Annotated in this window: 20 protein-coding genes; 3 read left to right on the plus strand and 17 right to left on the minus strand. The window is 69.3% G+C overall.

Features of this window, described 5'->3' with window-relative positions; translation table 11 throughout:
• Positions 1-7 precede the first annotated feature (7 nt).
• Genes AC1VVG_RS15240 through AC1VVG_RS15250 form a run of 3 tightly spaced genes read right to left on the minus strand, consistent with a single transcriptional unit; the run spans position 8 to position 4,511 of the window.
• A complete protein-coding gene (locus AC1VVG_RS15240) occupies positions 8-1,144 on the minus strand; it encodes an acyl-CoA dehydrogenase family protein (protein WP_482835814.1) in 1,137 nt (378 codons plus the stop codon).
• A gap of 14 nt (positions 1,145-1,158) precedes the next feature.
• Positions 1,159-2,355 carry an acyl-CoA dehydrogenase family protein gene (locus AC1VVG_RS15245; protein ID WP_059558793.1) on the minus strand — a complete coding sequence of 399 codons (1,197 nt, stop codon included), beginning with the start codon at positions 2,353-2,355 and terminating at the stop codon, positions 1,159-1,161.
• Positions 2,356-2,384: 29 nt separating this feature from the next.
• Positions 2,385-4,511, minus strand: a complete 2,127-nt coding sequence (locus AC1VVG_RS15250; RefSeq protein ID WP_482835815.1) for a 3-hydroxyacyl-CoA dehydrogenase NAD-binding domain-containing protein — start codon at positions 4,509-4,511, stop codon at positions 2,385-2,387.
• A 148-nt stretch (positions 4,512-4,659) separates the two neighbouring features.
• Between AC1VVG_RS15250 and AC1VVG_RS15255 the strand changes: the two genes are divergently transcribed.
• Complete coding sequence (locus tag AC1VVG_RS15255; protein WP_049030921.1) at positions 4,660-5,622, plus strand: LysR family transcriptional regulator; 963 nt, start codon at positions 4,660-4,662, stop codon at positions 5,620-5,622.
• A 70-nt stretch (positions 5,623-5,692) separates the two neighbouring features.
• Entirely contained in the window at positions 5,693-7,567 is a 1,875-nt protein-coding gene (gene ggt / locus AC1VVG_RS15260; protein WP_069706682.1) for a gamma-glutamyltransferase, read from the plus strand.
• A 233-nt stretch (positions 7,568-7,800) separates the two neighbouring features.
• Here the strand turns inward: ggt and AC1VVG_RS15265 are convergent, their stop codons facing one another.
• The 6 genes from AC1VVG_RS15265 to AC1VVG_RS15290 all read right to left on the minus strand — a co-directional run bounded on the left by AC1VVG_RS15265 (position 7,801) and on the right by AC1VVG_RS15290 (position 13,000).
• Positions 7,801-8,766, minus strand: coding sequence for an ABC transporter permease subunit (locus AC1VVG_RS15265; RefSeq protein ID WP_049028830.1), 966 nt, complete (start codon positions 8,764-8,766; stop codon positions 7,801-7,803).
• Positions 8,763-9,560 (minus strand): taurine ABC transporter ATP-binding protein, encoded by a 798-nt coding sequence (locus tag AC1VVG_RS15270; protein WP_034189203.1) that lies wholly within the window; start codon positions 9,558-9,560, stop codon positions 8,763-8,765. Before AC1VVG_RS15270 ends, AC1VVG_RS15265 begins: the two co-directional genes overlap by 4 nt.
• Before the next feature lie 28 nt (positions 9,561-9,588).
• Positions 9,589-10,605 (minus strand): taurine ABC transporter substrate-binding protein, encoded by a 1,017-nt coding sequence (gene tauA, locus AC1VVG_RS15275; protein ID WP_034189202.1) that lies wholly within the window; start codon positions 10,603-10,605, stop codon positions 9,589-9,591.
• 252 nt (positions 10,606-10,857) lie between these two features.
• The gene (lipA, locus tag AC1VVG_RS15280) at positions 10,858-11,850 is read right to left on the minus strand and encodes a lipoyl synthase (protein ID WP_034189201.1); all 993 of its coding nucleotides are present in this window, start codon (positions 11,848-11,850) and stop codon (positions 10,858-10,860) included.
• A complete protein-coding gene (gene lipB, locus AC1VVG_RS15285; protein ID WP_124608983.1) occupies positions 11,843-12,589 on the minus strand; it encodes a lipoyl(octanoyl) transferase LipB in 747 nt (248 codons plus the stop codon). The genes lipA and lipB overlap by 8 nt, the downstream gene beginning before the upstream one ends.
• Positions 12,590-12,673: 84 nt before the next feature.
• The gene (locus AC1VVG_RS15290) at positions 12,674-13,000 is read right to left on the minus strand and encodes a DUF2917 domain-containing protein (protein ID WP_034189295.1); all 327 of its coding nucleotides are present in this window, start codon (positions 12,998-13,000) and stop codon (positions 12,674-12,676) included.
• Between the two features lie 102 nt (positions 13,001-13,102).
• Here AC1VVG_RS15290 and AC1VVG_RS15295 point away from each other — a divergent pair, with 102 nt between their 5' ends.
• Positions 13,103-14,095 (plus strand): transcriptional regulator GcvA, encoded by a 993-nt coding sequence (locus AC1VVG_RS15295; RefSeq protein ID WP_034189199.1) that lies wholly within the window; start codon positions 13,103-13,105, stop codon positions 14,093-14,095.
• On the opposite strand, the gene AC1VVG_RS15300 is transcribed toward AC1VVG_RS15295, so the two are convergent.
• From AC1VVG_RS15300 to AC1VVG_RS15335, 8 genes are all read right to left on the minus strand, one after another.
• Positions 14,092-14,400, minus strand: a complete 309-nt coding sequence (locus tag AC1VVG_RS15300; protein WP_034189198.1) for an HP0495 family protein — start codon at positions 14,398-14,400, stop codon at positions 14,092-14,094. The two genes, AC1VVG_RS15295 and AC1VVG_RS15300, sit on opposite strands and share 4 nt — an antisense overlap.
• On the minus strand, positions 14,400-15,326 hold the full coding sequence (locus tag AC1VVG_RS15305) for a D-amino acid aminotransferase (RefSeq protein ID WP_034189197.1): 927 nt from the start codon (positions 15,324-15,326) through the stop codon (positions 14,400-14,402). The genes AC1VVG_RS15300 and AC1VVG_RS15305 overlap by 1 nt, the downstream gene beginning before the upstream one ends.
• Before the next feature lie 48 nt (positions 15,327-15,374).
• Entirely contained in the window at positions 15,375-16,685 is a 1,311-nt protein-coding gene (locus tag AC1VVG_RS15310; protein WP_034189196.1) for a D-alanyl-D-alanine carboxypeptidase family protein, read from the minus strand.
• A gap of 629 nt (positions 16,686-17,314) precedes the next feature.
• Complete coding sequence (locus tag AC1VVG_RS15315) at positions 17,315-17,959, minus strand: alpha/beta hydrolase (RefSeq protein ID WP_049032355.1); 645 nt, start codon at positions 17,957-17,959, stop codon at positions 17,315-17,317.
• Positions 17,960-17,972: 13 nt separating this feature from the next.
• Positions 17,973-18,290 (minus strand): (2Fe-2S) ferredoxin domain-containing protein, encoded by a 318-nt coding sequence (locus tag AC1VVG_RS15320; protein WP_011694422.1) that lies wholly within the window; start codon positions 18,288-18,290, stop codon positions 17,973-17,975.
• Between the two features lie 154 nt (positions 18,291-18,444).
• Positions 18,445-19,596, minus strand: a complete 1,152-nt coding sequence (locus tag AC1VVG_RS15325) for a VanZ family protein (RefSeq protein ID WP_301742847.1) — start codon at positions 19,594-19,596, stop codon at positions 18,445-18,447.
• Between the two features lie 19 nt (positions 19,597-19,615).
• On the minus strand, positions 19,616-20,254 hold the full coding sequence (locus AC1VVG_RS15330) for an ABC-type transport auxiliary lipoprotein family protein (protein ID WP_407056605.1): 639 nt from the start codon (positions 20,252-20,254) through the stop codon (positions 19,616-19,618).
• 68 nt (positions 20,255-20,322) lie between these two features.
• Positions 20,323-21,252 carry an MlaD family protein gene (locus AC1VVG_RS15335; protein WP_034189193.1) on the minus strand — a complete coding sequence of 310 codons (930 nt, stop codon included), beginning with the start codon at positions 21,250-21,252 and terminating at the stop codon, positions 20,323-20,325.
• Between the last annotated feature and the right edge of the window lie 9 nt (positions 21,253-21,261).

Genomic DNA, 21,261 nt, shown 5'->3' on the forward strand with positions numbered 1-21,261 from the left:
CTCGTCCTTATTGTTTCGACAGCGCGATGTAGCGCGCGAGATGGTGATCCTCGTCGCCGAGCTGGTGATCGATCATCACGAGCCGCTTCGCGTAATGCGACAGCGGCAGCTCCCAGGTCATCCCGATCCCGCCGTGCAGCTGGATGCTTTCCTCGGCGACCAGCGCGCCGATCCGGCCGATGCTGTACTTGGCCGCGGCCAGCGCGCGTTCGCGCACCGCGCGCGGCGCGTCGAGCTGCGCGGCCGCGTTGATCACGGCCGAGCGCGCCTGCTCGACCTCGAGCAGCAGGTCGGCCATCCGGTGCTGCAGCGCCTGGAAGCTGCCGATCGGCAGCCCGAACTGCTTGCGCGTGCGCAGGTAGTCGAGCGTGTGCTCCTTCGCGACATCCATCGCGCCGAGCGCTTCCGCCGACAGCGCGAGCAGCCCGTAGCCGAGTACGCGTTCGAGCAGCTCGGCGCCCGCTTCGCCGTCGTGCGCGCCGAGCGCCGCATCGGCCGCCAGCGCGACGCGGTCGAAGCGCACCTCGGCCGCGCGGCCGCCGTCGATCTTCCGGTAGTCGCGCAGCGACACGCCCGGCGCATCGGCCGGCACGACGAACAGGCCGATGCCGGCCGCGTCGTCGTCCTGCCCGGACACGCGTGCGCTGACGACGAAGAACGCCGCCTGCGCGGCCTGGTCGACGACGCCCTTCGCGCCCGTCAGCACCCAGCCGTCGCCGGTGCGTTCGGCGCGCGTGCGCACGGTCGTCAGCTCGTAGTGCGAGTCCGGTTCGTCGTGCGCGAACGCGGCGCTCGCGCTGCCGTCGATCAGCGCGGCGAGCCTGTCGCGATGCGTATCGCCGCCGGCGAGCGACAACGCGCGGCCCGCGAGCAGCGCGCCGAGGAACGGCTCGACGACGAGCCCGCGCCCCAGGCATTCGAACACCACGGCGATGTCGAAGCCCGCGCCGCCGAAACCGCCGTCGGCTTCGGGAAACAGCGCGCCGACCGTGCCGAGTTCGGCAAGGCGCTGCCACATCGCGCGATCGAAGCCTTCGGCCGACTGCGCGATGCGGTCGCGCACCGGGAACGGGTACTGTTCGGCGATGAAGCGGTTCAACGTGTCCGCCAGCATCCGGCGGTCTTCTGTGTGCTGGAAATCCATCGTCGCGTCCCTCGTTACAGCCCGAGCATCATCTTCGCGATGATGTTCTTCTGGATTTCGTTCGAGCCGCCGAAGATCGACAGCTTCCGGTTGTTGAAGTACTGCTGCGCGGCGCTCGCGGCTTCGTCCGGGCCGACCGGCTCGCCGTCGTAATCGGCAGCGAGCGCGTCGTCGACGAACGGCAGCGCGTACGGCCCCATCGCACGCCGCATCAGCGCGGTGATTTCCTGGCGGATCTGCGTGCCGCGAATCTTCAGCATCGAGCTTTCCGCGCCCGGCACGCCGCCGCCCGCGACCGCGGCCAGCACGCGCAGGTTGGTCGTGCGCATGTTCTCGAGTTCGATCTCGACGCGCGCGACGCGCGCCGCGAAGAACGGATCGTCGGCGAGCGGCCGCCCGTTCTTCGTGACCTTCGCGGCAACCGCGCGGAGCCGGTCGAGCGCGGCCGTCGAGAAGCCGATCCCCGCGATGTTGGTGCGCTCGTACGTGAGCAGGTATTTCGCGTAGGTCCAGCCGCGGTTCTCCTCGCCGACGAGGTTCTCCACCGGCACGCGCACGTCGGTGAAGAACACCTCGTTCACTTCGTGCTCGCCGTCGAGCGTGATGATCGGGCGGACCTCGACGCCCGGCGTGTTCATGTCGATCAGCAGGAAGCTGATGCCTTCCTGCTTGCGCACGTCGGTCGCGGTGCGCACGAGGCAGAAGATCATGTTCGCGTAGTGGCCGAGCGTGGTCCAGGTCTTCTGGCCGTTCACGACGTAGTGATCGCCATGGCGTACCGCGCTCGTCTTCACCGCCGCGAGATCGGAGCCGGCGCCCGGCTCCGAGTAGCCCTGGCACCACCAGTCGGTGCCGTCGAGAATGCGCGGCAGCCAGTGACGTTTCTGCGCTTCGTCGCCGTACTTGATCAGCACGGGGCCGAGCATGTTCACGCCGAACGGCACGATACGGGGCGCGCCCGCGAGCGCGCATTCGTTGTCGAACAGGAACTTCTGCGCGACGCTCCAGCCGGGGCCGCCGTATTCGCGCGGCCAGTGGCTCGCGAGCCAGCCGCGCGCGTTGAGTGTCGCGTGCCATTCGCGCATGTCGTCGCGCGTGAGATGCAGGCCGCCCTTCACCTTGCGCGCGATGCGCTCGGGCAGTTCGGCTTGCAGGAAGCGCTGCACTTCCGTGCGGAAGGCTTCCTCTTCGGGCGTGAAATTGAGGTCCATCTTCGTTCCGTTGCGAATGCGGTGGGCGTTCAGTCGACGCGGTTCAGGCTCGCGAAATCCGCGCCGCGCGCGACGAGATCGACGAGCAGCGGCGACGGCTTCCAGAACAGCGGATCGTCCTTCGCGAACGCGCGGATATCGGCGAGCACGTTCGCGAGGCCGATCGTGTCCGCGTAGTGCATCGGGCCGCCGCGATAGCGCGGGAAGCCGTAGCCGTACAGGAACACCGCGTCGACGTCGAGCGGGCGCAGCGCGATCTTCTCGTGCACGACGTTCGCGCCTTCGTTGATCATCGCGGCGAGGTAGCGGCGCAGGATTTCGTCGTCGGTGAACGTGCGCGGCGTGATGCCCTTCCTCGCACGCTCGGCCGCGACGATCGCGTCGACTTCCGGGTCCGGCGTGCCGACACGCGCGCCGTCCGGGTACAGGTAGTAGCCGCGCGCGGTCTTCTGCCCGAACCAGCCGCGCTCGCACAGCCGGTCGGAAATCTCGACGTAGCGTGCGCGCGGGTCGCGCGTCGCCGCGCGGCGCTTGCGGGTGGCCCAGCCGATGTCGCCGCCCGCGAGGTCGACGACCTGGAACGGGCCCATCGGGAAGCCGAAGTCGCGCACCGCGCGATCGATCTGGTACGGCGACGCACCGTCTTCCATCAGGTAGTCGGCCGCCGTGCGATAGACGGCGAGGATCCGGTTGCCGATGAAGCCGTCGCACACACCCGCGCGCACCGGCGTCTTCCTCAGTTGCTTCGCCAGCGCGAACGCGGTCGCGACGACGTCCGCGTTCACGCGCGCCGGCACGACGATCTCGAGCAGCTTCATCACGTTGGCCGGCGAGAAGAAATGCAGGCCGATCACGTCGGCCGGCCGGTCGATGCTCGCGGCCAGCGCGTCGATGTCGAGATACGACGTGTTGGTCGCGAGCACCGCGCCCGGCTTGCACACGCGTGCGAGTTCGGCGAACACGGCCTGCTTCACCGCCATGTCCTCGAACACGGCCTCGATCACGACGTCGGCCTGCGCGAGCGCGTCGTACGACGTGCTGCCCTTGAAGCGCGCGAGCCGCGCCGCGTGCGCGGCCGGCGTCATGCGCCCTTTCGCGACGAGGCCGTCGTACACCTTCTCGACGTGCGCACGGCCGCGCGCGAGCGATGCTTCGTCGCGCTCGATCATCGTTACCGGCAAACCCGCGTCGAGCGCCGCGACCGCGATGCCCGCGCCCATCGTGCCGCCGCCGACCACGCCGATCCGCTCGACCGGCCGCGCGCTCGCGCGCCGCGCCTCGGGCGCCTTCGCCGCTTCACGCTCGGCGAAGAACGCATGCACGAGGCCCGCGCGCTGCGGACTGTCGAGGCATTGCAGGAACAGGCCGCGTTCGAACTTCATCCCCGCGTCGAACGACTGCGTGAGCGCGGCCTCGACCGCGTCGACGATCTTCGCCGGCGAGAACAGCCCGCGCGATTTCTTCGGCAACTCCGCACGCGCCGCGTCGATCGCGGCCTGCGCGGCCGCACGGTCGGCAAGGCCCCGCGCATCGCGCGTGCGGCGCACCGGCGCGCCGAGCGACACGAGTTCCTGCGCGTAGGCGAGCCCTTCGGCGAGCGTGTCGTCGCTGTGCGCGACGCGGTCGACCAGGCCGAGCGTGAGCGCTTCCTCGGCGCTCGCATGGCGGCCCGTCAGCATCAGGTCGAGCGCGGCCTTCGCGCCGATCAGACGCGGCGCACGCTGCGTGCCGCCCGCGCCGGGCAGCAGGCCGAGCGTGACTTCGGGCAGCCCGAGCTTCGCGCCGGGCACCGCGAGCCGGTAATGCGCGGCGAGCGCGACTTCGAGGCCGCCGCCGAGCGTCGCGCCGTGCAGCGCGACCACAACCGGCTTCGTGCCCGATTCGATCCGCTCGCAGACGTCGGGGAGCGACGGCGGCACCGGCGGCTTGCCGAATTCGCGGATGTCGGCGCCCGCGATGAAGTTGCGGCCGGCGCCGACGATCAGCACCGCGCGGATCGCGTCGTCGGCCTGCGCGGCGTCGATCGCGTCGGCCAGGCCGCGCCGCACGTCGGCGGACAGGGCATTGACGGGCGGATGGTCGATCGTGACGACGAGCACCTTGTCACGGCGCTCGCGCGTGACCGTGCCGGCTTGGGGGGTGGCGGGGGCATTCATGGCGTCTCCAGTCTGTGCACGAGGCATGACCCGATTCTCGATTGATCGAGATTCATTGACAATTCCCTCTTGCCTTTACAAGCTGTCAAGTCTGACTTGACACTGGATGCATTCCGACCGTTAAACGGGACGGATCAGGAGCGAAAACATGGACCTGAACGCGCTGACGCTGCTCGTCGAGATCCTCGACGCCGGCAATCTCAGCAAGGCCGCCCAGCGGCTCAAGATGAGCCGCGCGAACGTCAGCTACCGGCTGAACCAGCTGGAACGCTCGATCGGCCAGCAATTGGTGCGGCGCACGACGCGGCGCATCGAGCCGACCGAGATCGGGCTGAAGCTGTACGAGCACGGCCGGCGCATCCGCAACGAACTGCTCGCCGCGCAGGAATCGGTGACGACGCTCGGCCAGGACCTGCAGGGCCGCGTGCGGCTGTCGGTGCCGAGCGGCTACGGGCAGATGGTGATGTCCGACTGGCTGCTCGCGTTCAAGCGGCTGCACCCGGGCATCGTGCTCGACGTCGTGTTCGAGAATCGCGTCGAAGACCTGATGCGCGACGAAGTCGACATCGCGATCCGCGTGATGTCCGAGCCGCCGCAGAACCTCGTCGCACGCGACATGGGCGCGGTGCGCTACGTCGCGTGCGCGTCGCCGGCGTTCGCGGCCGCGCACGGGATGCCGTCGAGCCTCGGCGCGCTGGCCGCCGCGCCGGTCGTCACCGCGACGGTGATGGGCCGGCAGCTCCGGATCGCCGCGTATCTCGGCGACGAGCGCCACGAGGTGCTGCTCGAACCCACGTTGATTTCGGAGAACTTCCTGTTCCTGCGCCAGGCGATCCTCGCGGGCATCGGCGTCGGCATCGTGCCCGACTACGTGATGCAGGACGACATGCGGCGCGGCACCGTCGTCACGTCGCTCGACGCGTACCGGCTCAGCATCTTCGGCACGCACATGTACATGCTGTACATGCCGAACCGGCATCACACGCGCGCGACGTCGACGTTCATAGAGTTCATCCTCGAACAGGCCGGAAAGACCGGCCGGGGCGGGCCCGCCGCGATTCGTCAGGGTTTTCTGTCGGATGACAATCCGCCGGCGGCGCGGCGACAATAGCGCGCCGGGCCGGCAGCCGCGTTGCGCCGGCGCCGTCGCCTCATTCGCATTCACTGCTGCCGAGGGTTCAATGTTCGACCGGATTCGCCCGCACCCGCGTCCCTGGACGCTGCTTGCCGCCGTCGCGCTCGTCGCGTTCAACGCCGGCTGCACGTCCCCGTCCGCGCCGTCGGGCGCCGTCGTCCCGGTCGCCGCCGCATCGGGCGCGGCCGTCCCGCTGCCCGGCGTTCACGCGCCCGAACTGTCGTCGGGATGGACCGACAAGCCGGGCTGGACCTCGCAGCACTTCATGATCGCGGCCGCGAACCCGCTTGCGACGCAGGCCGGCTACGACATGCTGAAGGCCGGCGGCACCGCGATCGACGCGGCGATCGCGACGCAGATGGTGCTCGCGCTCGTCGAGCCGCAATCGTCGGGGATCGGCGGCGGCGCGTTCATGCTGTACTTCGACGGCAAGACGGCGCAGGCGTACGACGGCCGCGAGACCGCGCCGGCCGCCGCGACCGACCGGCTGTTCTACGGGCCGACCGGCCAGCCGATGAGCTTCTACGAAGGTGTCGTCGGCGGCCGCTCGGTCGGCACGCCGGGCGTGCTGCGCATGCTCGACGCCGCGCACCGCGCGCACGGCAAGCTGCCGTGGCGCCGGCTGTTCCAGCCGGCCATCCGGCTCGCCGAGCGCGGCTTCACGATCAGCCCGCGGCTCGCGACGCTGATCGCGAACGACCGGTACCTGAAGAACGACCCGGCCGCGCGCGCGTACTTCTACAACGCCGACGGCACGCCGAAGGCGGCCGGCACGGTGCTGAAGAACCCCGCGCTCGCGACCGTGCTGCGCCAGGTCGCCGAGCGCGGCGCGAATGCGTTCTACAGCGGCGCGATCGCGCGCGACATCGTCACGAAGGTGCGCAAGCACCCGACCAACCCGGGCCTGCTGTCGCTGCAGGATCTCGCGCGCTACAAGGCGAAGGTGCGCACGCCGCTGTGCGCCGACTACCGGCGCTCGGTGGTGTGCGGGATGCCGCCGCCGTCGTCGGGCGGCCTCGCGATCGCGCAGATGCTCGGCATCCTCGAGGCGATGCCCGACTGGCAGCAGATCGGCGCGCAGAAGCCGGTGCGCAACGATGTCGGCTACGAGCCGACGCCGTTCGCCGCGCACCTGTTCAGCGAGGCCGGCCGCCTCGCGTATGCGGACCGCGCGCGTTACGTCGCCGATCCCGATTTCGTGCCGCTGCCGGGCGGCAGCTGGGCGAGCCTCACCGACAAGACCTATCTCGCGCAGCGCGCGCGGCTGATCGGCGACACCAGCATGGGCGTCGCGCAGGCCGGCGCGCCGCAGGGCGCGACGCTCGCGATGGCCGACGATCGCAGCCCCGAACGGCCGTCGACGTCCGACATCGCGATCGTCGACCGCTACGGCCAGGCGCTGTCGATGACGACCAGCATCGAGGATGCGTTCGGCTCGCGGCTGATGGTGCGCGGCTTCATGCTGAACAACCAGCTCACCGATTTCTCGTTCGTGTCGAACGACAACGGCCGGCCGGTCGCGAACCGCGTGCAGCCGGGCAAGCGGCCGCGCTCGGCGATGTCGCCGGAACTCGTGTTCGACAAGAAGACGAAACAGGTGACGATGGTCGTCGGCTCGGCCGGCGGCCCCGCGATCATCAACCACGTCGCGAAGACGCTGGTCGGCGTGCTCGACTGGGGCATGACGATGCAGCAGGCGATCGCGCTGCCGAACTTCGGGTCGATGAACGGGCCGACGCAACTGGAGCGCGGCCGCGTGTCGGAGGCGCTCGCCGACGGGCTCAAGGGCCGCGGGCACGACGTGCAGGTCGTCGAGATGAACTCCGGGCTGCAGGGTATCCAGCGGCTGAACGTGCAGGGGCAGACGGTGTGGTTCGGCGGCGCGGATCCGCGTCGGGAAGGGGTGGCGATGGGCGAGTGAGGGCGATGAGCGACAACTTCACGTGGCTGATCGACCCGGCGGCTTCGCTCGACGCAGCGCCTGCGCAAGCGCAGAACATGAGCGCGTGATTGCAGGCGGCCGGCATCGCCGGTACGGCGATGCGCGTCGGTGCCCGGACTGCCGCGCGATGCATTCGTCGCCGAATTCACCGCCGCTTACGCCCGGCCGCTGACGGTCGTGCGCCAGCCGATCCGGGCGTGCCGCGCGCTGCTTCAGCCGCGCCCCTTCCACGGCACGACGCGCCGCTCGACCCACCGCATCGCGAGATCGAACAGCCACGCGATCGCGCCGATGATCAGGATGCCCATCACGACGATATCGGTGCGCAGGAAGCTCGACGCATTGAGCACCATCTGCCCGAGCCCGGCCGTCGCGGCGACCATCTCGGCCGCGACGAGCGTCGTCCAGCCGAAGCCGATCGCGATCCGCAGCCCGGTGAGGATTTCCGGCAGCGCGGCCGGCAGCACCACGTGGCGCACGATCTGCGCGAAGCTGCCGCCGAGCGAATACGCGGCGTTGATCTGCTCGACCGTCGCCGCGCGCACGCCGGCGCGTGCGGCCATCGCGATCGGCGCGAAGCAGGCGAGAAAGATCACGACGAGCTTCGCCGTCTCGTCGATGCCGAACCAGATCACGACGAGCGGCAGGTACGCGAGCGGCGGCAGCGGCCGGTAGAACTCCAGCAGCGGATCGAGCACGCCGCGCGCGACGCGGCTCACGCCCATCAGGATGCCGGCCGGCACGCCGATCGCGGTCGCGAGCAGGAACGCGCCGAACACGCGCGCGGCGCTCCACAGCAGATGGTCGGACAGCGGCAGGCCGCCCTGGATGCGCCCGTGCCACGCATCGACGAACGCCGCCCATACGGCTTCCGGCGCGGGCAGGAACAGCGGCGGCAGCCATTGGCGATGCGTCGCGACCCACCACAGCACCGCCAGCGCCGCGACCGTCGCCGCGCTCAGTCGCGCGGTCTTCCCTTCCCCCGGCAGCCGGTAGCGGCGCGACGACGGCGCACGACGCACCGCCGCCTCGTGTTCCGTGCGACCGCCCTGCTCGATACCCGCGGCCGTGCGATCGGCCGCCCACGAATCCTGCGTGCTCATGCTGTCCTGCCTGTGCAAAGTGCTGTTCCGGCCGCGCCCGACGGCCGCGCCGTGCCGCGCGAGTTCGCTCGTCATGCGTGCTCCGCGACGGCCTCGTCGCGATGCAGGTACGCGATCAGCCGCTCGCGCCACGCGATGAAATCCGGCGACGACTTCACCGCGCGCGCATCGCGCGATTCGACGTAGCGACGCGCGAACGGCAGCTCGAAGGTTTCCGCGATGCGCCCCGGGCCCGGTGTCATCACGACGAGACGCGTCGCGAGAAACAACGCCTCCTCGACATCGTGCGTGATGAAGAACACGGTCTTGCCGGTACGCGCCCACACGTCGAGCACGAGCGCCTGCATCGAGCCGCGCGTCATCGCGTCGAGCGCGCCCATCGGCTCGTCCATCAGCAGCACGCGCGGGTCGCTCGCGAGCGCACGCGCGATGCCGACACGCTGCTGCATCCCGCCCGACAGCTCGTACACGCGCGCATGCGCATGATGGTCGAGCCCGACGAGCGCGAGCATCTGTCGCGCCCGCGCCTCGCGTTCGGCCTTCTTCACGCGCGCGAAGCGCAGCCCGAGCGCGACGTTGTCGAGCACGTCGAGCCACGGCAGCAACGCGTACTTCTGGAACACGACGCCGCGATCGGCGCCCGGGCCCGTGACGGGCACGCCGTCGACGCGCACGTCGCCCGTCGTCGGCGCGACGAAGCCGGCCATGCAGTTCAGCAGCGTCGTCTTCCCGCACCCGGAGGCGCCAAGCGCGACGACGAATTCACCGGCATCGATACGCAGGTCGACGCGCGCGAGCGCCTGCGTCGTCGGCCTGCCACGCTCGCCCGGATAGGCAACCGATACCTGACGGACTTCCAGCGTGCTCATGCTCGGGACTCCGCGATGATCGCCGCGCTCAGCGCGCGGCCTTCTGCACGAACTGCGGATCGACGCCGGCCGAATAGTCGGACAACACCGTCTGGATCGTGCCCTGCGATTTGAGGAACGTGGCCGTGGCCGCGAGCGACTTCGCGGCGCCCGATTGCGCGCCGCCGCCGAGCCACGTCGGCGACGCCTGCTCGGCTGCCGTCGGAAACGCGTAGAGCGCGAGGCTCGCCGGCACGTCCTGCGCGTTCGCGCCCGACACCTTCGCGACCGCGGCGACCTGCGGCGAGCCGACCTTCCATGCCGCCGCATGCGTGCGGTAGTCGGCGTCCGCCGCCGCGAGCACCTTCACGAAGCGCGTGACGAACTCGGGATTCTCGCGCGCGAACTTGCGGCTCACGACGAAGCCGTCGAAGGTCGCCTTGCCACTTTCTTTCGCAACCTGGCCCGACGTCGTCAGCACGGTGCCCGACTGCTTGACCTTCGCGAGCACCGGATCCCAGATGTAGGTCGCGTCGATGTCGCCGCGCGCCCATGCGGCCGCGACTTCGGGCGGACGCAGGTTGACGATCTTCACGTCGTTCGGATTGACGCCCGCTGCCTGCAGCGCGACGAGCGTATGGAAGTGCGACGTCGATACGAACGGCACACCGATCTTCTTGCCCTTCAGCGATGCGACGTTCGTGACGCCCGAGCCGTTGCGCGCGACGAGCGCCTCGGCGTCGTTGATGTTGTCGAGTACCCAGAACAGCGAGATGTCGAGCCCCTGCGACAGACCGGCGGCGATCGGACTCGACCCGGCTTCGCCGAGCTGCACGGAGCCCGACGCGAGCGCGCGGATCACGTCGGCGCCGCTGTCGAGCTTGCGGAACGTGACCTTGTAGCCGGTCGCCTTTTCGACTTCACCGCTCGCCTGCGCGTAACGCCACGGCACGACCATGTCCTGGTACGCGATCACGACTTCGCGCGATTCGGCGTGGGCCGCGCCGAGCGCGGCAAAGGCGGTCAGCGCGACGACGGCGCGGCGGATGAAGCTGAAACGGGACATGCGGCTCTCCTTCGGAATGCGGGCATTGCTGCGGGAGAGCCGACTTTACGAGCTTTGTGTGCCGCGGGAGCGAACTTATCCTGCGAAGCTATCGATGCCGTTTCGGCTTTGCTTTCCACGTTCGACCGGATCGCGTGTCCGGTCGGGTGGCGATTGCCGTGCGGCAGCACGGACGGCCGGCGCGGCAACGAAAAAGCCCGCATCGCTGCGGGCTTTTTTCGACTGCATGAGACTGCTGCGCGAACGCGGCGCTCAGACCACGCCGGCCCCGTGCGCCTGCAGATCGGCGTGATAGCTCGACCGCACCATCGCGCCGACGGCCGCGTGCGTGAAGCCCATCTTGTACGCCTCTTCCTCGTACATCTTGAACGTGTCCGGATGCACGTACGCGCGCACCGGCAGGTGGTGCTCGGACGGCTGCAGGTACTGGCCGATCGTCAGCATGTCGACGTCGTGCGCGCGCAGGTCGCGCATCACCTGCAGGATTTCCTCCTCCGTCTCGCCGAGGCCGACCATCAGGCCCGACTTCGTCGCGACGTCCGGATGCTGCGCCTTGAAGTCCTTCAGGAGCTTCAGCGAGTGCGCGTAGTCAGAACCCGGGCGCGCTTCCTTGTACAGGCGCGGCACCGTTTCGAGGTTGTGGTTCATCACGTCGGGCGGTGCGGCGTTCAGGATCGAGATCGCGCGGTCGAGACGGCCGCGGAAGTCCGGCGTCAGGATCTCGATGCGCGTTTCCGGCGACTGCTCGCGCACTTCGCGGATGCACTCGACGAAGTGGGCGGCGCCGCCGTCGCGCAGGTCGTCGCGGTCGACGCTCGTGATCACCACGTACTTGAGCTTCAGCGCGGCGATCGTGCGCGCGAGGTTCTTCGGTTCGTCGGCGTCGAGCGGATCGGGGCGGCCGTGGCCGACGTCGCAGAACGGGCAGCGGCGCGTGCACTTGTCGCCCATGATCATGAACGTCGCGGTGCCCTTGCCGAAGCATTCGCCGATGTTCGGGCAGCTCGCTTCCTCGCACACGGTGTGCAGGTTGTGCTCACGCAGGATCGTCTTGATCTCGTTGAAGCGCGAGCTGCCGGTGGCCGCCTTCACGCGGATCCACTCGGGCTTCTTCAGCTTCTCGATCGGAATGACCTTGATCGGGATGCGCGCCGTCTTCGCCTGCGCCTTCTGCTTGGCGGTCGGATCGTACGCAGCGGTGGCGGCCGAATCGGCCGGTGCGGGAGAAGCGGTAACGTCAGTCATTCGATTGTTCCAGTGCCTGCGGCTTGTCGGCGGCCGCGGATGCGCCGTCGAGGTTGGCGATCAGACGGCGCACCAGCGTGTGCGCGACGTCGTTCCAGTCGGCGGCAACCTCGAGGCTCGCCATGTCGACGGTTTCCAGTCCGGCATAGCCGCACGGGTTGATCGCAAGAAACGGGCGCAGATCCATCTTCACGTTCAGGCTGAGCCCGTGATAGCTGCAGCCGTTGCGGATCTTCAGGCCGAGGGCCGCGATTTTCGCGCCCTCGTGCACGCCGGATGCCACGTAGATCCCCGGCGCACCCGCCTTGCGGACCGAAGCGAGATTATACGCCGCGAGGGTTTCGATCACGGCCTCCTCGATCTTCGTCACGAGCGTGCGCACCATCAGCTTGCGCCGGCGCAGGTCCAGCAGCAGGTAGACGACGATCTGGCCGGGGCCGTGGTAGGTGATTTGTCCGCCGCGGTCGACCTTCACGAGCGGCACGCCGCTGTCGGCCACCAGCAGGTGGGCCGGGTCGCCGGCCTGGCCGAGCGTGTAGACGGGCGAATGCTCGACCACCCAGATCTCGTCGCCGGTATCGGCCGTACGCGCGTCGGTGAACGCGCGCATCGCGTCGAAGCTCGTCTCGTAGGCCTCGAGGCCCCGCCAGCGCACGGTGACCGGCTGGGCCGGGGAATCGGCGGGCGATGCGGAAACGGCGACAGGGGTGGACACGATGTAAACCGGCGAAACGGACATGGACGGTAGTTTACCGAAAACCCATGGGTCTCGCCGGCCTTGGGACGGGGACGGATCGCCGGTATCCGTCGGACGACATGCAGGTCAGACCGTGCGCCAGCCGTCGTGGAACAGTGCGCTCACGCGTTCGCGCAGCCGTGCCAGCCCGCCGAGCGCGACCTCCCGGGGCGGCCGCGACACCGAGAACGCGACGCACGCGCCCTCGCGGCCTTCCGCGCTGAGCCACAGCCGCTCGCCGCGGCGCAGCTTCAGCGTCTCGCCGTCGACCAGGAAGTAGTCGTCCACGTCGTTGCTGCGCGTGGCCCAGACCGGCCCGCATTGAACGATCAGCCGCGTGCTGCGTTGTACCTTCATCGGTACGGTTTCGCCCGCCGGGATTTCGAACGTGATGCTTGAAGAGATTTCTTGCATGATCGACTCCGCCAATAAGTGCTTCGATGGCTACAATCGTAGACACTTCAAGGCGTCCGACAAAACGACCAATTTTCACGTCGATGTGAGGAAAATTAGCAAATGGACCTCCGCCAGCTGCCTGCGCTGAACGCGATTCGCGCGTTCGAAGCCGCCGCCCGTCACGAGAATTTCTCGCGCGCCGCCGACGAGCTGTACGTCACGCACGGCGCGGTCAGCCACCAGGTTCGCGCACTCGAGGAGGAGCTCGGCGTGCAGCTGTTCACGCGCAACGGCAAGCGGCTGTGCCTGACCGACGCCGGCATGCGCTACGCGCAGCAGATCCGCACCGCGCTGATGGTGATCGCGGACGCGACGCGCGAGGTGCGCTCGAGCGACCGCGACCGGCGGCTCGTCGTGTCGATGCTGTCGTCGTTCGCCGCGCGCTTCATCACGCCGCGCATCGGCTCGTTCATCGAGCGGCATCCGGAAATCGACGTCGAGCTGCAGTCGACCAACTCGCTCACCGATTTCGCGCGCGACGACGTCGACCTCGCGATCCGCTTCGGCTCCGGCACCTATCCGGGGCTGCACGTCGAGCCGCTGTTCGAGGAGGTGTTCTTTCCGGCCTGTGCGCCGACGCTGAACGGCGGCAAGCTGCCGCAAACGCCCGCCGATCTCGTCCACTACAACCTGCTGCGCTCGGACGACGAGCTGTGGCGGCCGTGGTTCGACGCGGCCGGGCTCGATACGCTGACCGAGCCGAAACGGGGGGTGCTGTACCAGGATTCGTCGAACCTGCTGCTGGCCGCGATCGACGGCCAGGGCATCGCGCTGGTGCGCCGCTCGCTCGCGGTACACGACCTGCTCGACGGGCGCATCGTGCGCCTGTTCGACATCGACGGGCAAAGCCCGTGGCACTATTTTTTCGTGTGCCCGCCGCCGCTTCTGAATACGCCGCGCGTGCAGGCGTTCAGGACCTGGCTGTTCGAGCAGGTCGTGGAATACAAGCGGCTGTGCGACGAGCTGGACGCGCGGCGCGCGGCGGGGAAGACCCCCGCCGAGTGCGCGCGGGAAGGAGGATGGAAAGCGCTCAGGCGGCTGGAAGGCGCTTAAAGGACGACCTTGACCATCGGATGGCCGGTCAGTGCGCGGTAGATGCTGTCGAGCTGTTCCTGGCTCGTCGCGCGCACGGTGATCGTGAGGCCCGTGTAATTGCCGCCGCTCGACGCGCGCTCCTCGATCTTCTCGACATCGATCTCGTTGTCGTGAACGGCCACGACCTTGAAGATCGTGTCCTTGAACTCCGGGTGCGCCTTGCCCATGATCTTGATCGGGAAATCGCACGGAAACTCCAGCAGCGACTCCTTCCGGGTATCGATCGCGCCGGTCACCTCGATGGTTTTGGTCGGTTCGCTCATCACTTTCTCCGGGTTAGGTCAAACTGTTCAAACTCGCGTGCCTTCGCACGCTGGTACGCGTCGTACAACGCCGCGAACACGGGGCCCGGCTTGCCGCCCTGGACAGGCAGGTCGTCGAGCAACGTGACGGGCAGCACTTCCTTCGTGGCCGACGTGATCATGATCTCGTCGGCCGCGCGCAACTCCACTTCGCTGATCTCGCGCGCGACGAACGGGATCTTGCATTCGTCGGCCAGCTGCTCGACCAGCGCGTAGCGGATCCCTTCGAGGATCTTGTTGCTGCGCGGCGGTGCGATCAGCTCGCCGTTCTTCACGATCCACACGTTCGACGACGAACCTTCGGTCAGGTTGCCGTCGCGCAGCTGCAGCGTCTCGAACGCGTCGCGCTCCGCCGCATGCTGCGCCATCAGCACGTTGCCGAGCAGCGAGATCGACTTGATGTCGCAATGCAGCCAGCGGCGATCCTCGGCCGTCACGCAGCGCACGCCCTTCGCGCGCTCCTCTTCCGACGGCAGGCGCAGCGGGCTCGTCATCGCGAACACCGTCGGCACCGCGTTCGCCGGGAACGCATGGCCGCGCTTCGCGACGCCGCGCGTCACCTGCAGGTAGACGAGCGCGTTGCCGTCGCCGAGGCCTTCGGCATTCGCCGCGACCACGCGCTCGATCAGCGCGCGCCAGCCGGCCGCGTCGTGCGGATCGTCGATGCCGATCTTCTTCAGGCTGCGCGCGAGCCGCTCCAGATGCTGATCGATCCGGAACGGCACGTGCGCGCCGTCGTGCGCATAAACGGGCACGACTTCATACACGCCGTCGCCGAAGATGAACCCGCGGTCGAGCACCGGCACACGGGCTTCGGACAGCGGCACCAGTTCCTCCTGCGACGCAACGCTGAGGTAGACGATCGGTTCGAATTCGGCTTGGCTCATAGTGATGACAGATGGGGATGAAGTCGTGAAAACAAAGGCCCGTCGGGCTTACTTCTTCTTGCTGAACATCAGCAGGATCGAGTCCCAGATACGCCCGAAGATACCCGCTTCCGGCACCGCCTGCAGTGCGACGACCGGGAATTCGGACAGCGTCTTGCCGTCGGCGACGATCTTCACGGTGCCGACCTGCTGGCCTTCCGCGAGCGGCGCGATCAGCGGCGCGTTGACGTCGACCTCCGTCTTGACCTTGTCGCCGAGGCCGCGCGGCACGGTCGCCCACTGGTCGCTCTTCACGCCGACCTGCACGGTGTTTTCCTTGCCCTTGTAGAGGCGCGGCGTCGAGATCGCCTGGCCGCCCTTGAACAGGCGCACCGAATCGAACGCGCTGTAGCCGTAGTTCAGCATCTTCATGCTGTCCTGCGTGCGCTCGCCTTCCTTCTGCTCGCCCATCATCACCGACACCAGGCGGCGCTGGCCGTCGACGCCCGGAATCGCGCGCTTCGCCGATGCGATCAGGCAGTAGCCGGCCGCCTGCGTATGGCCCGTCTTCAGGCCGTCGACCGTCGGATCCAGCCAGAGCAGGCGGTTGCGGTTGCCCTGGCGGATGTTGTTGTACTTGAATTCCTTCTCCGAGAAGATGCTGTAGTACTGCGGAAAATCGCGGATCAGGTGCGCGGACAGCTTCGCGAGGTCGCCGGCCGTCGTGTAGTGGTTCGGGTCGGGCATGCCGTTCACGTCGGCGAAGTGCGTGCCCTTCATGCCGAGGCGCTGCGCTTCGTCGTTCATCAGCGTGACGAACTGCCCTTCGCTGCCGCCGACGAGTTCGGCCAGCGCGATCGCGGCGTCGTTGCCCGACTGGATGATCATCCCGTACACGAGGTCATGCACGGACACCGGCTTGTTCGCCTCGATGAACATGCGCGACTCGTCGCGGCCGACGCGGCGCACGGCGTCGCTCGGCGTGACGATCTGTTCCATCGAGATCTTCTTCTTGTCGAGCGCCTCGAACACGAGGTACGCGGTCATCAGCTTCGTCAGCGAGGCCGGCTCGACGCGTTCGTCCGCATTGCCCGATGCAAGCACCGTGTTGCTGGTCGCGTCGACGAGCACCCACGAGCGCGCGTTCACGCCCGGCGGCGGCACCGCGCCCGGCATGTAGGTCGCGGGCGCGCCGGTGAACTGCTCGGCGGCCGGCGCCGCATGCGCGGCCTTGGCCTTGGCGGCCGGTTTCGCCTCGGCGACGACGATCGTCGATGCGAGCGCGACGGGCAGCATCACGCCGAGCGCGACGTTGCGCGCGGCGGTGCCGAAGGCGATGGAGGAAGCGAGGGACTTGAGGCCTTGGGAAGACAGACGCATGATCGATTCAGGCTGATGGCAGAAAGTGCGGTGCGAAACGCGCAGGGTTGAACGGCAAGGCGGCGGGCGTTCCGGGCACGCGCCCGACAGCGTCGGGCGGCGCGAAACGCGCCGGTTGGACTCGTGCGGACGCGTTCGGTTCGCGGCCGTCGCGAGCGGGCGGACAGGCGGCGAAACGAGCGCCGCATGGGCCCAGCCGGGCCGCGGGCGACGCGGAATCCGGCCATTATACGTGGCCGCGCAGGGCGTTTTCGCGAACCTTGTGTCGCGTTCGGTGCGAAACGGTGTCGATGTGCCGGCCGACTCGCGCTCGCGGCATCGCGCAAACCGGCGCGCTGCCCGGCCGCGCCGGGGCGCCTGGCGATGCCGCCACGGATGCGGAAAGACGGCACATCGAGGGCGGCGGAAGTCGAGCCCCGACCCGTCGGCGGGCAGCGCGCCTCGGCCTCGGGCAGCTGCCGTAGGCGATCGCGCGTGAAGCCCCTCGAAAGGCGCGTGCAGGCGGCGTGCAAGTCGAAGCGAGCGCCGCGTGCGGCGCGATGCCGCGCGGGCGGGTCGCGCCCGCGGCAAGCGCGGGCACGCGCTGCGGGTACCGGCCTGCGGCCGTCACCCCCGCGCGCGGGCGCCGGTTACCGCCACGCGTCGACGATGATGCGCTTCAGCACGTGCAGCTTGCGATGCAGGAAATGCTCGGCGCCGGGGATCACGACGACCGGCAGCTCCTGCGGCCGCGCCCAGTCGTACACCGACGCGATCGGCACCGTGTCGTCGGTTTCGCCGTGGATCACGAGCGTGTTCTCGGGCACGTCGGCCACCTGCCAGCGGCTCGCGGCCGTGCCGACGAACACCATCCGCTCGATCGACTCGCCCGCGTCGCGCAGCCGCTTCGCGACGTGCGACAGCACGAAGGTGCCGAACGAGAAGCCCGCGAGCACGAGCGGCAGGTCCGCGTACGCGGGCTGCGCGCGCATGTGCGCGAGCACCGCGAGCAGGTCGTCGGCTTCGCCGGCGCCGTTGTCGTGCACGCCTTCGGTGGCGCCGACGCCGCGGAAGTTCGACCGGTAGACGACGTAGTTCAGCTGCACGAGCGTGCGCGCGAGCGTCTGCGCGACCTTGTTGTCCATCGTGCCGCCGAACAGCGGATGCGGATGGGCGACGAGCGCGATGCCGCGCGGCGCGGCGCCGCTTTCGCGCACGGCATCCGGCAGGTCGACCGCGATTTCGATCTGCCCGACCGGACCCGCGATCAGCGATTTCTGCGTATGTACGTTCATTCGGCCGGCCCGCTCAGATCTTCAGGCGGTCGACGACCTTGCCGTCGCGCAGGTGCGATTCGACGATCTCGTCGATGTCGGCCTGGTCGACGTACGTGTACCACGTGCCTTCCGGATACACGACCATCACGGGCCCTTCCTCGCAGCGGTCGAGGCAGCCGGCCTTGTTGATGCGAACCTTGCCGGGCCCCGCGAGGCCGAGTTCCTTCACGCGCTTTTTCGCGTACTCCTGCATGGTCTGCGCATCGCATTGCGCGCAGCTCGGACGTTCGGCGCCCGGTTCGCGCTGGTTCAGGCAGAAGAAGACGTGGTGCTGGTAGTAGGAATCCATGGTGGTGACGAGCGGCCCGGCGCGACGCCGTGCCGAAAAGAAGGGCGATGGATTGCCGTTGCGCGGGAGGCAACGGAGGATGCGGACGATTATAGCGACCGGCGCACGCGGCTGCCCGCGCAAGCGCCGCTGCCGCCCCACCCCGGCGGCCCGGTCAGCGGCGCAGCGCGCCCGGCAGCCACGCATGCTCGACGCGCTGGCCGAGCCAGATCAGCGCCGCGTAGGGCCAGATCCATGCGAGCCAGCGCGCGATGCTGTTGAAGTGCACGTAGCGGCCCTGCCGCCAGCCCGACAGCGTGAAGTCGAAAAACGGGTTGACCGGCAGCAGGTTCACGAGCGCCACGCCGGCCAGCAGCGCCAGCGCCGCGAGCGCCGCGCGCCAGGTCTGCGGCACGCGCAGCGCGACGAGCGCGGCGGCGAAGCCGAGCTCGATGCCGAGCCGCGCGCCGGGCGTCGCCCACACGACGACGAGGCCGGTGGCCGACTGCATGAACGTCGCGGCCGCCTTCAGCACGAGCGTGACGACGACCAGCGCGACCAGCAGCCGGATGCGCGGCGCGCGCGGCCGCATCGCGAGCGACGCGATCGCCAGCGCGGCGAACAGCATCAGCCCGCCGAGCACGGCCTCCCACGCGGAATCGGACAGCCAGCCGTCGACCCGCTCCGGCCATTCGCTGACGCGCCACGCGGCCGGCAGCCACGCGAGCAGCGCGTCCTGCATCGACGCGTCGGCGCGTTCCCACAGCGCGGCCGGCCAGTCGCCGATGCCGAACAGGAACGGCGACGGAAACAGGATCGCGAACGGCCACAGCGCGGCCAGCAGCAGCGGTGTCGCGCCGTCGGCCTCGAACCACGCGAAACGCAGCCGGCGCAGCGCGCCGCGGTCGAGCAGCGCGCCCGTGGCCGGCGCGACGAGCGCCGCGCCCAGCAATGCGCCGAGCGCGTTGGCGCCGAGATCGAGATTCGACGCGACGCGCGTCGGCAGGTAGGTCTGCAGCGCTTCCATCGAACCGGACAGCAGCACGCCGAGCGCACCCGCGATCAGCGTCGCGGCCACGCCGCGCCAGCGCGGGTGCAGCGCGAGCACGCCGAGCGCGCCGAACGGCAGATAGCCGAGCACGTTCGTGACCACGTCGAAGGCGGTCACGTAGCGCTGCATCGGCGCGAACAGGTAATCGAACGGCCCGATGCCGAGCGACACCCAGCCGTCGAACGGATACAGCGACGCGTAGACGATGAGCGCCGCGTAAGCGGCGAAGGCCTGCCGCGCGAGCGGCGATGCGCGATGCGTGCCGGCCGCGTTCATCGCGGCTGCGCGGGTCGCGTCACGGTGTGCCCGCGTACGCCTGCATGCCGGCCCATGCGGCGATCTGCGACACGAGCTCGTCGCTCGCCGCCGCGAGCGCGCGCGCGCCGCCTGCGGCGTCCGGCGTGCTCGACGGTGCCCGCGCGACGAACGTGCGCTGGCCGAGCACCTTGCCGTCGAGCGTCAGCGTCGCGCGCGCGGTCACCGCGCCGTGGCTCTGCGACTGCCCGTCGAACACCTGTTCGAATTCGTTCAGGTCGACCTTGAGGGTCGGCGCGCGCACGCCGTCGGCCCCCTCGAGCACCGCGCCGCGCGACGACAGCGCGCCGCGCAGCCGCTGCGTGAGCAGTTGCGCGGGCGGCGCGGTCCAGCGGCTGTCGCGATAGGCGGCCACGTGCTGCGCATCCGCGTAGGCAAGGCGGTACGCGAACTTGTCCGAGTCAAGCGCGTCGGGCGCGACGACGTCGAGCACCTTCAGCGCGGGGCCCGAACCGGCCGTCACGACCGACGACGGTGGCCCGAGGTCGTAGCGAACATTCGACAGCACCGCGCTGTTGCCGGCGCAGCCGGCCGCCAGCGCGAGCGTCAGCACGGCAAGCGCGGCCGCGGCGGGACGCAGCGCGCGGTCAAGGATTCGTGGCATGGCATGTTCCTGCATGAGGTTTCCGGTTTCGATGGGCGTCATGGCCCGGCCGTTTCCGGCCGGACGGTCGATGGATGCGCGCTTCATTTCCCGGCGGTCGCACCGGGCCAGACGAAGCCCGCTTCGCCGGGCCCCGGCGCCGCGCCGGGCGAACCGAACAACAGACTGCGCGGGTTGCGGCCGAGTTCACCGGCCACGTCCTTCAATTGCCGCGACGCGTCGCCGACGCTGCCGGCCAGCGAATTGAAGCGCGGCAGCGTGTCGTACTGCACGCGCGCGTTCAGGTCGTTCAGCGCGACGCCGACCTGCTCGGCGGCCGTACCGGCCTTGTTCAGGTTCGACACGAGCGGCCCGTTCGGCTGCAGCAGCGTGTTCGCCGACGCCATCGCGCGATTCACCTCGTGCATCGTCTCCGGCAGCGCGGTGACCGCCGGACCGAGCTGCTTCGTCAGCGTCGCCGCGCCGTCGGCCGCGTGCTGCAGGCTCTCTGCCGTCGCACGCAACTGCTCGCGCATCTCGGGCGACATCAGCGCGTTCGCGCTCTTGGCCGCCAGCTCGAGCTGGCGCAGCAGCACGTCGCCGCGCTCCTGGATCTGGTCGAACAGGCTCGGCCGCATCGGGATCTGCGCGATCGACTTCGCCGACGACGGCAGCGGCGCCAGGTCGCGCCCCGTATCCTCGAGCTGCACGAACGCGATGCCCGTCACCCCCTGGAAGCCGAGGCTGCCGTAGGTCGACTGCGTGATCGGCGCGTCGTGGTCGACGAGGATGCGGATCCGGATCTGGCCCGGATGCGTGCGATCGAAACCGATCGACTGCACCTTGCCGACGTCGAGGCCGCGAAAACGCACGGCCGCGTCCGGGAACAGCCCCGTCACATTGGTGCGCGCGAGCAGGTCGTACGGCACGCGCACGGTGCGGTCGACGTTGAACCAGAACACGGTGCCCGCGATCGCGAGCGTCAGCGCGATCGTGAACAGGCCGGCCCAGAACGCATGTGATTTGTTTTCCATCAGAGGGTT

The organism is Burkholderia sp. L-4, assembly GCF_056856535.1.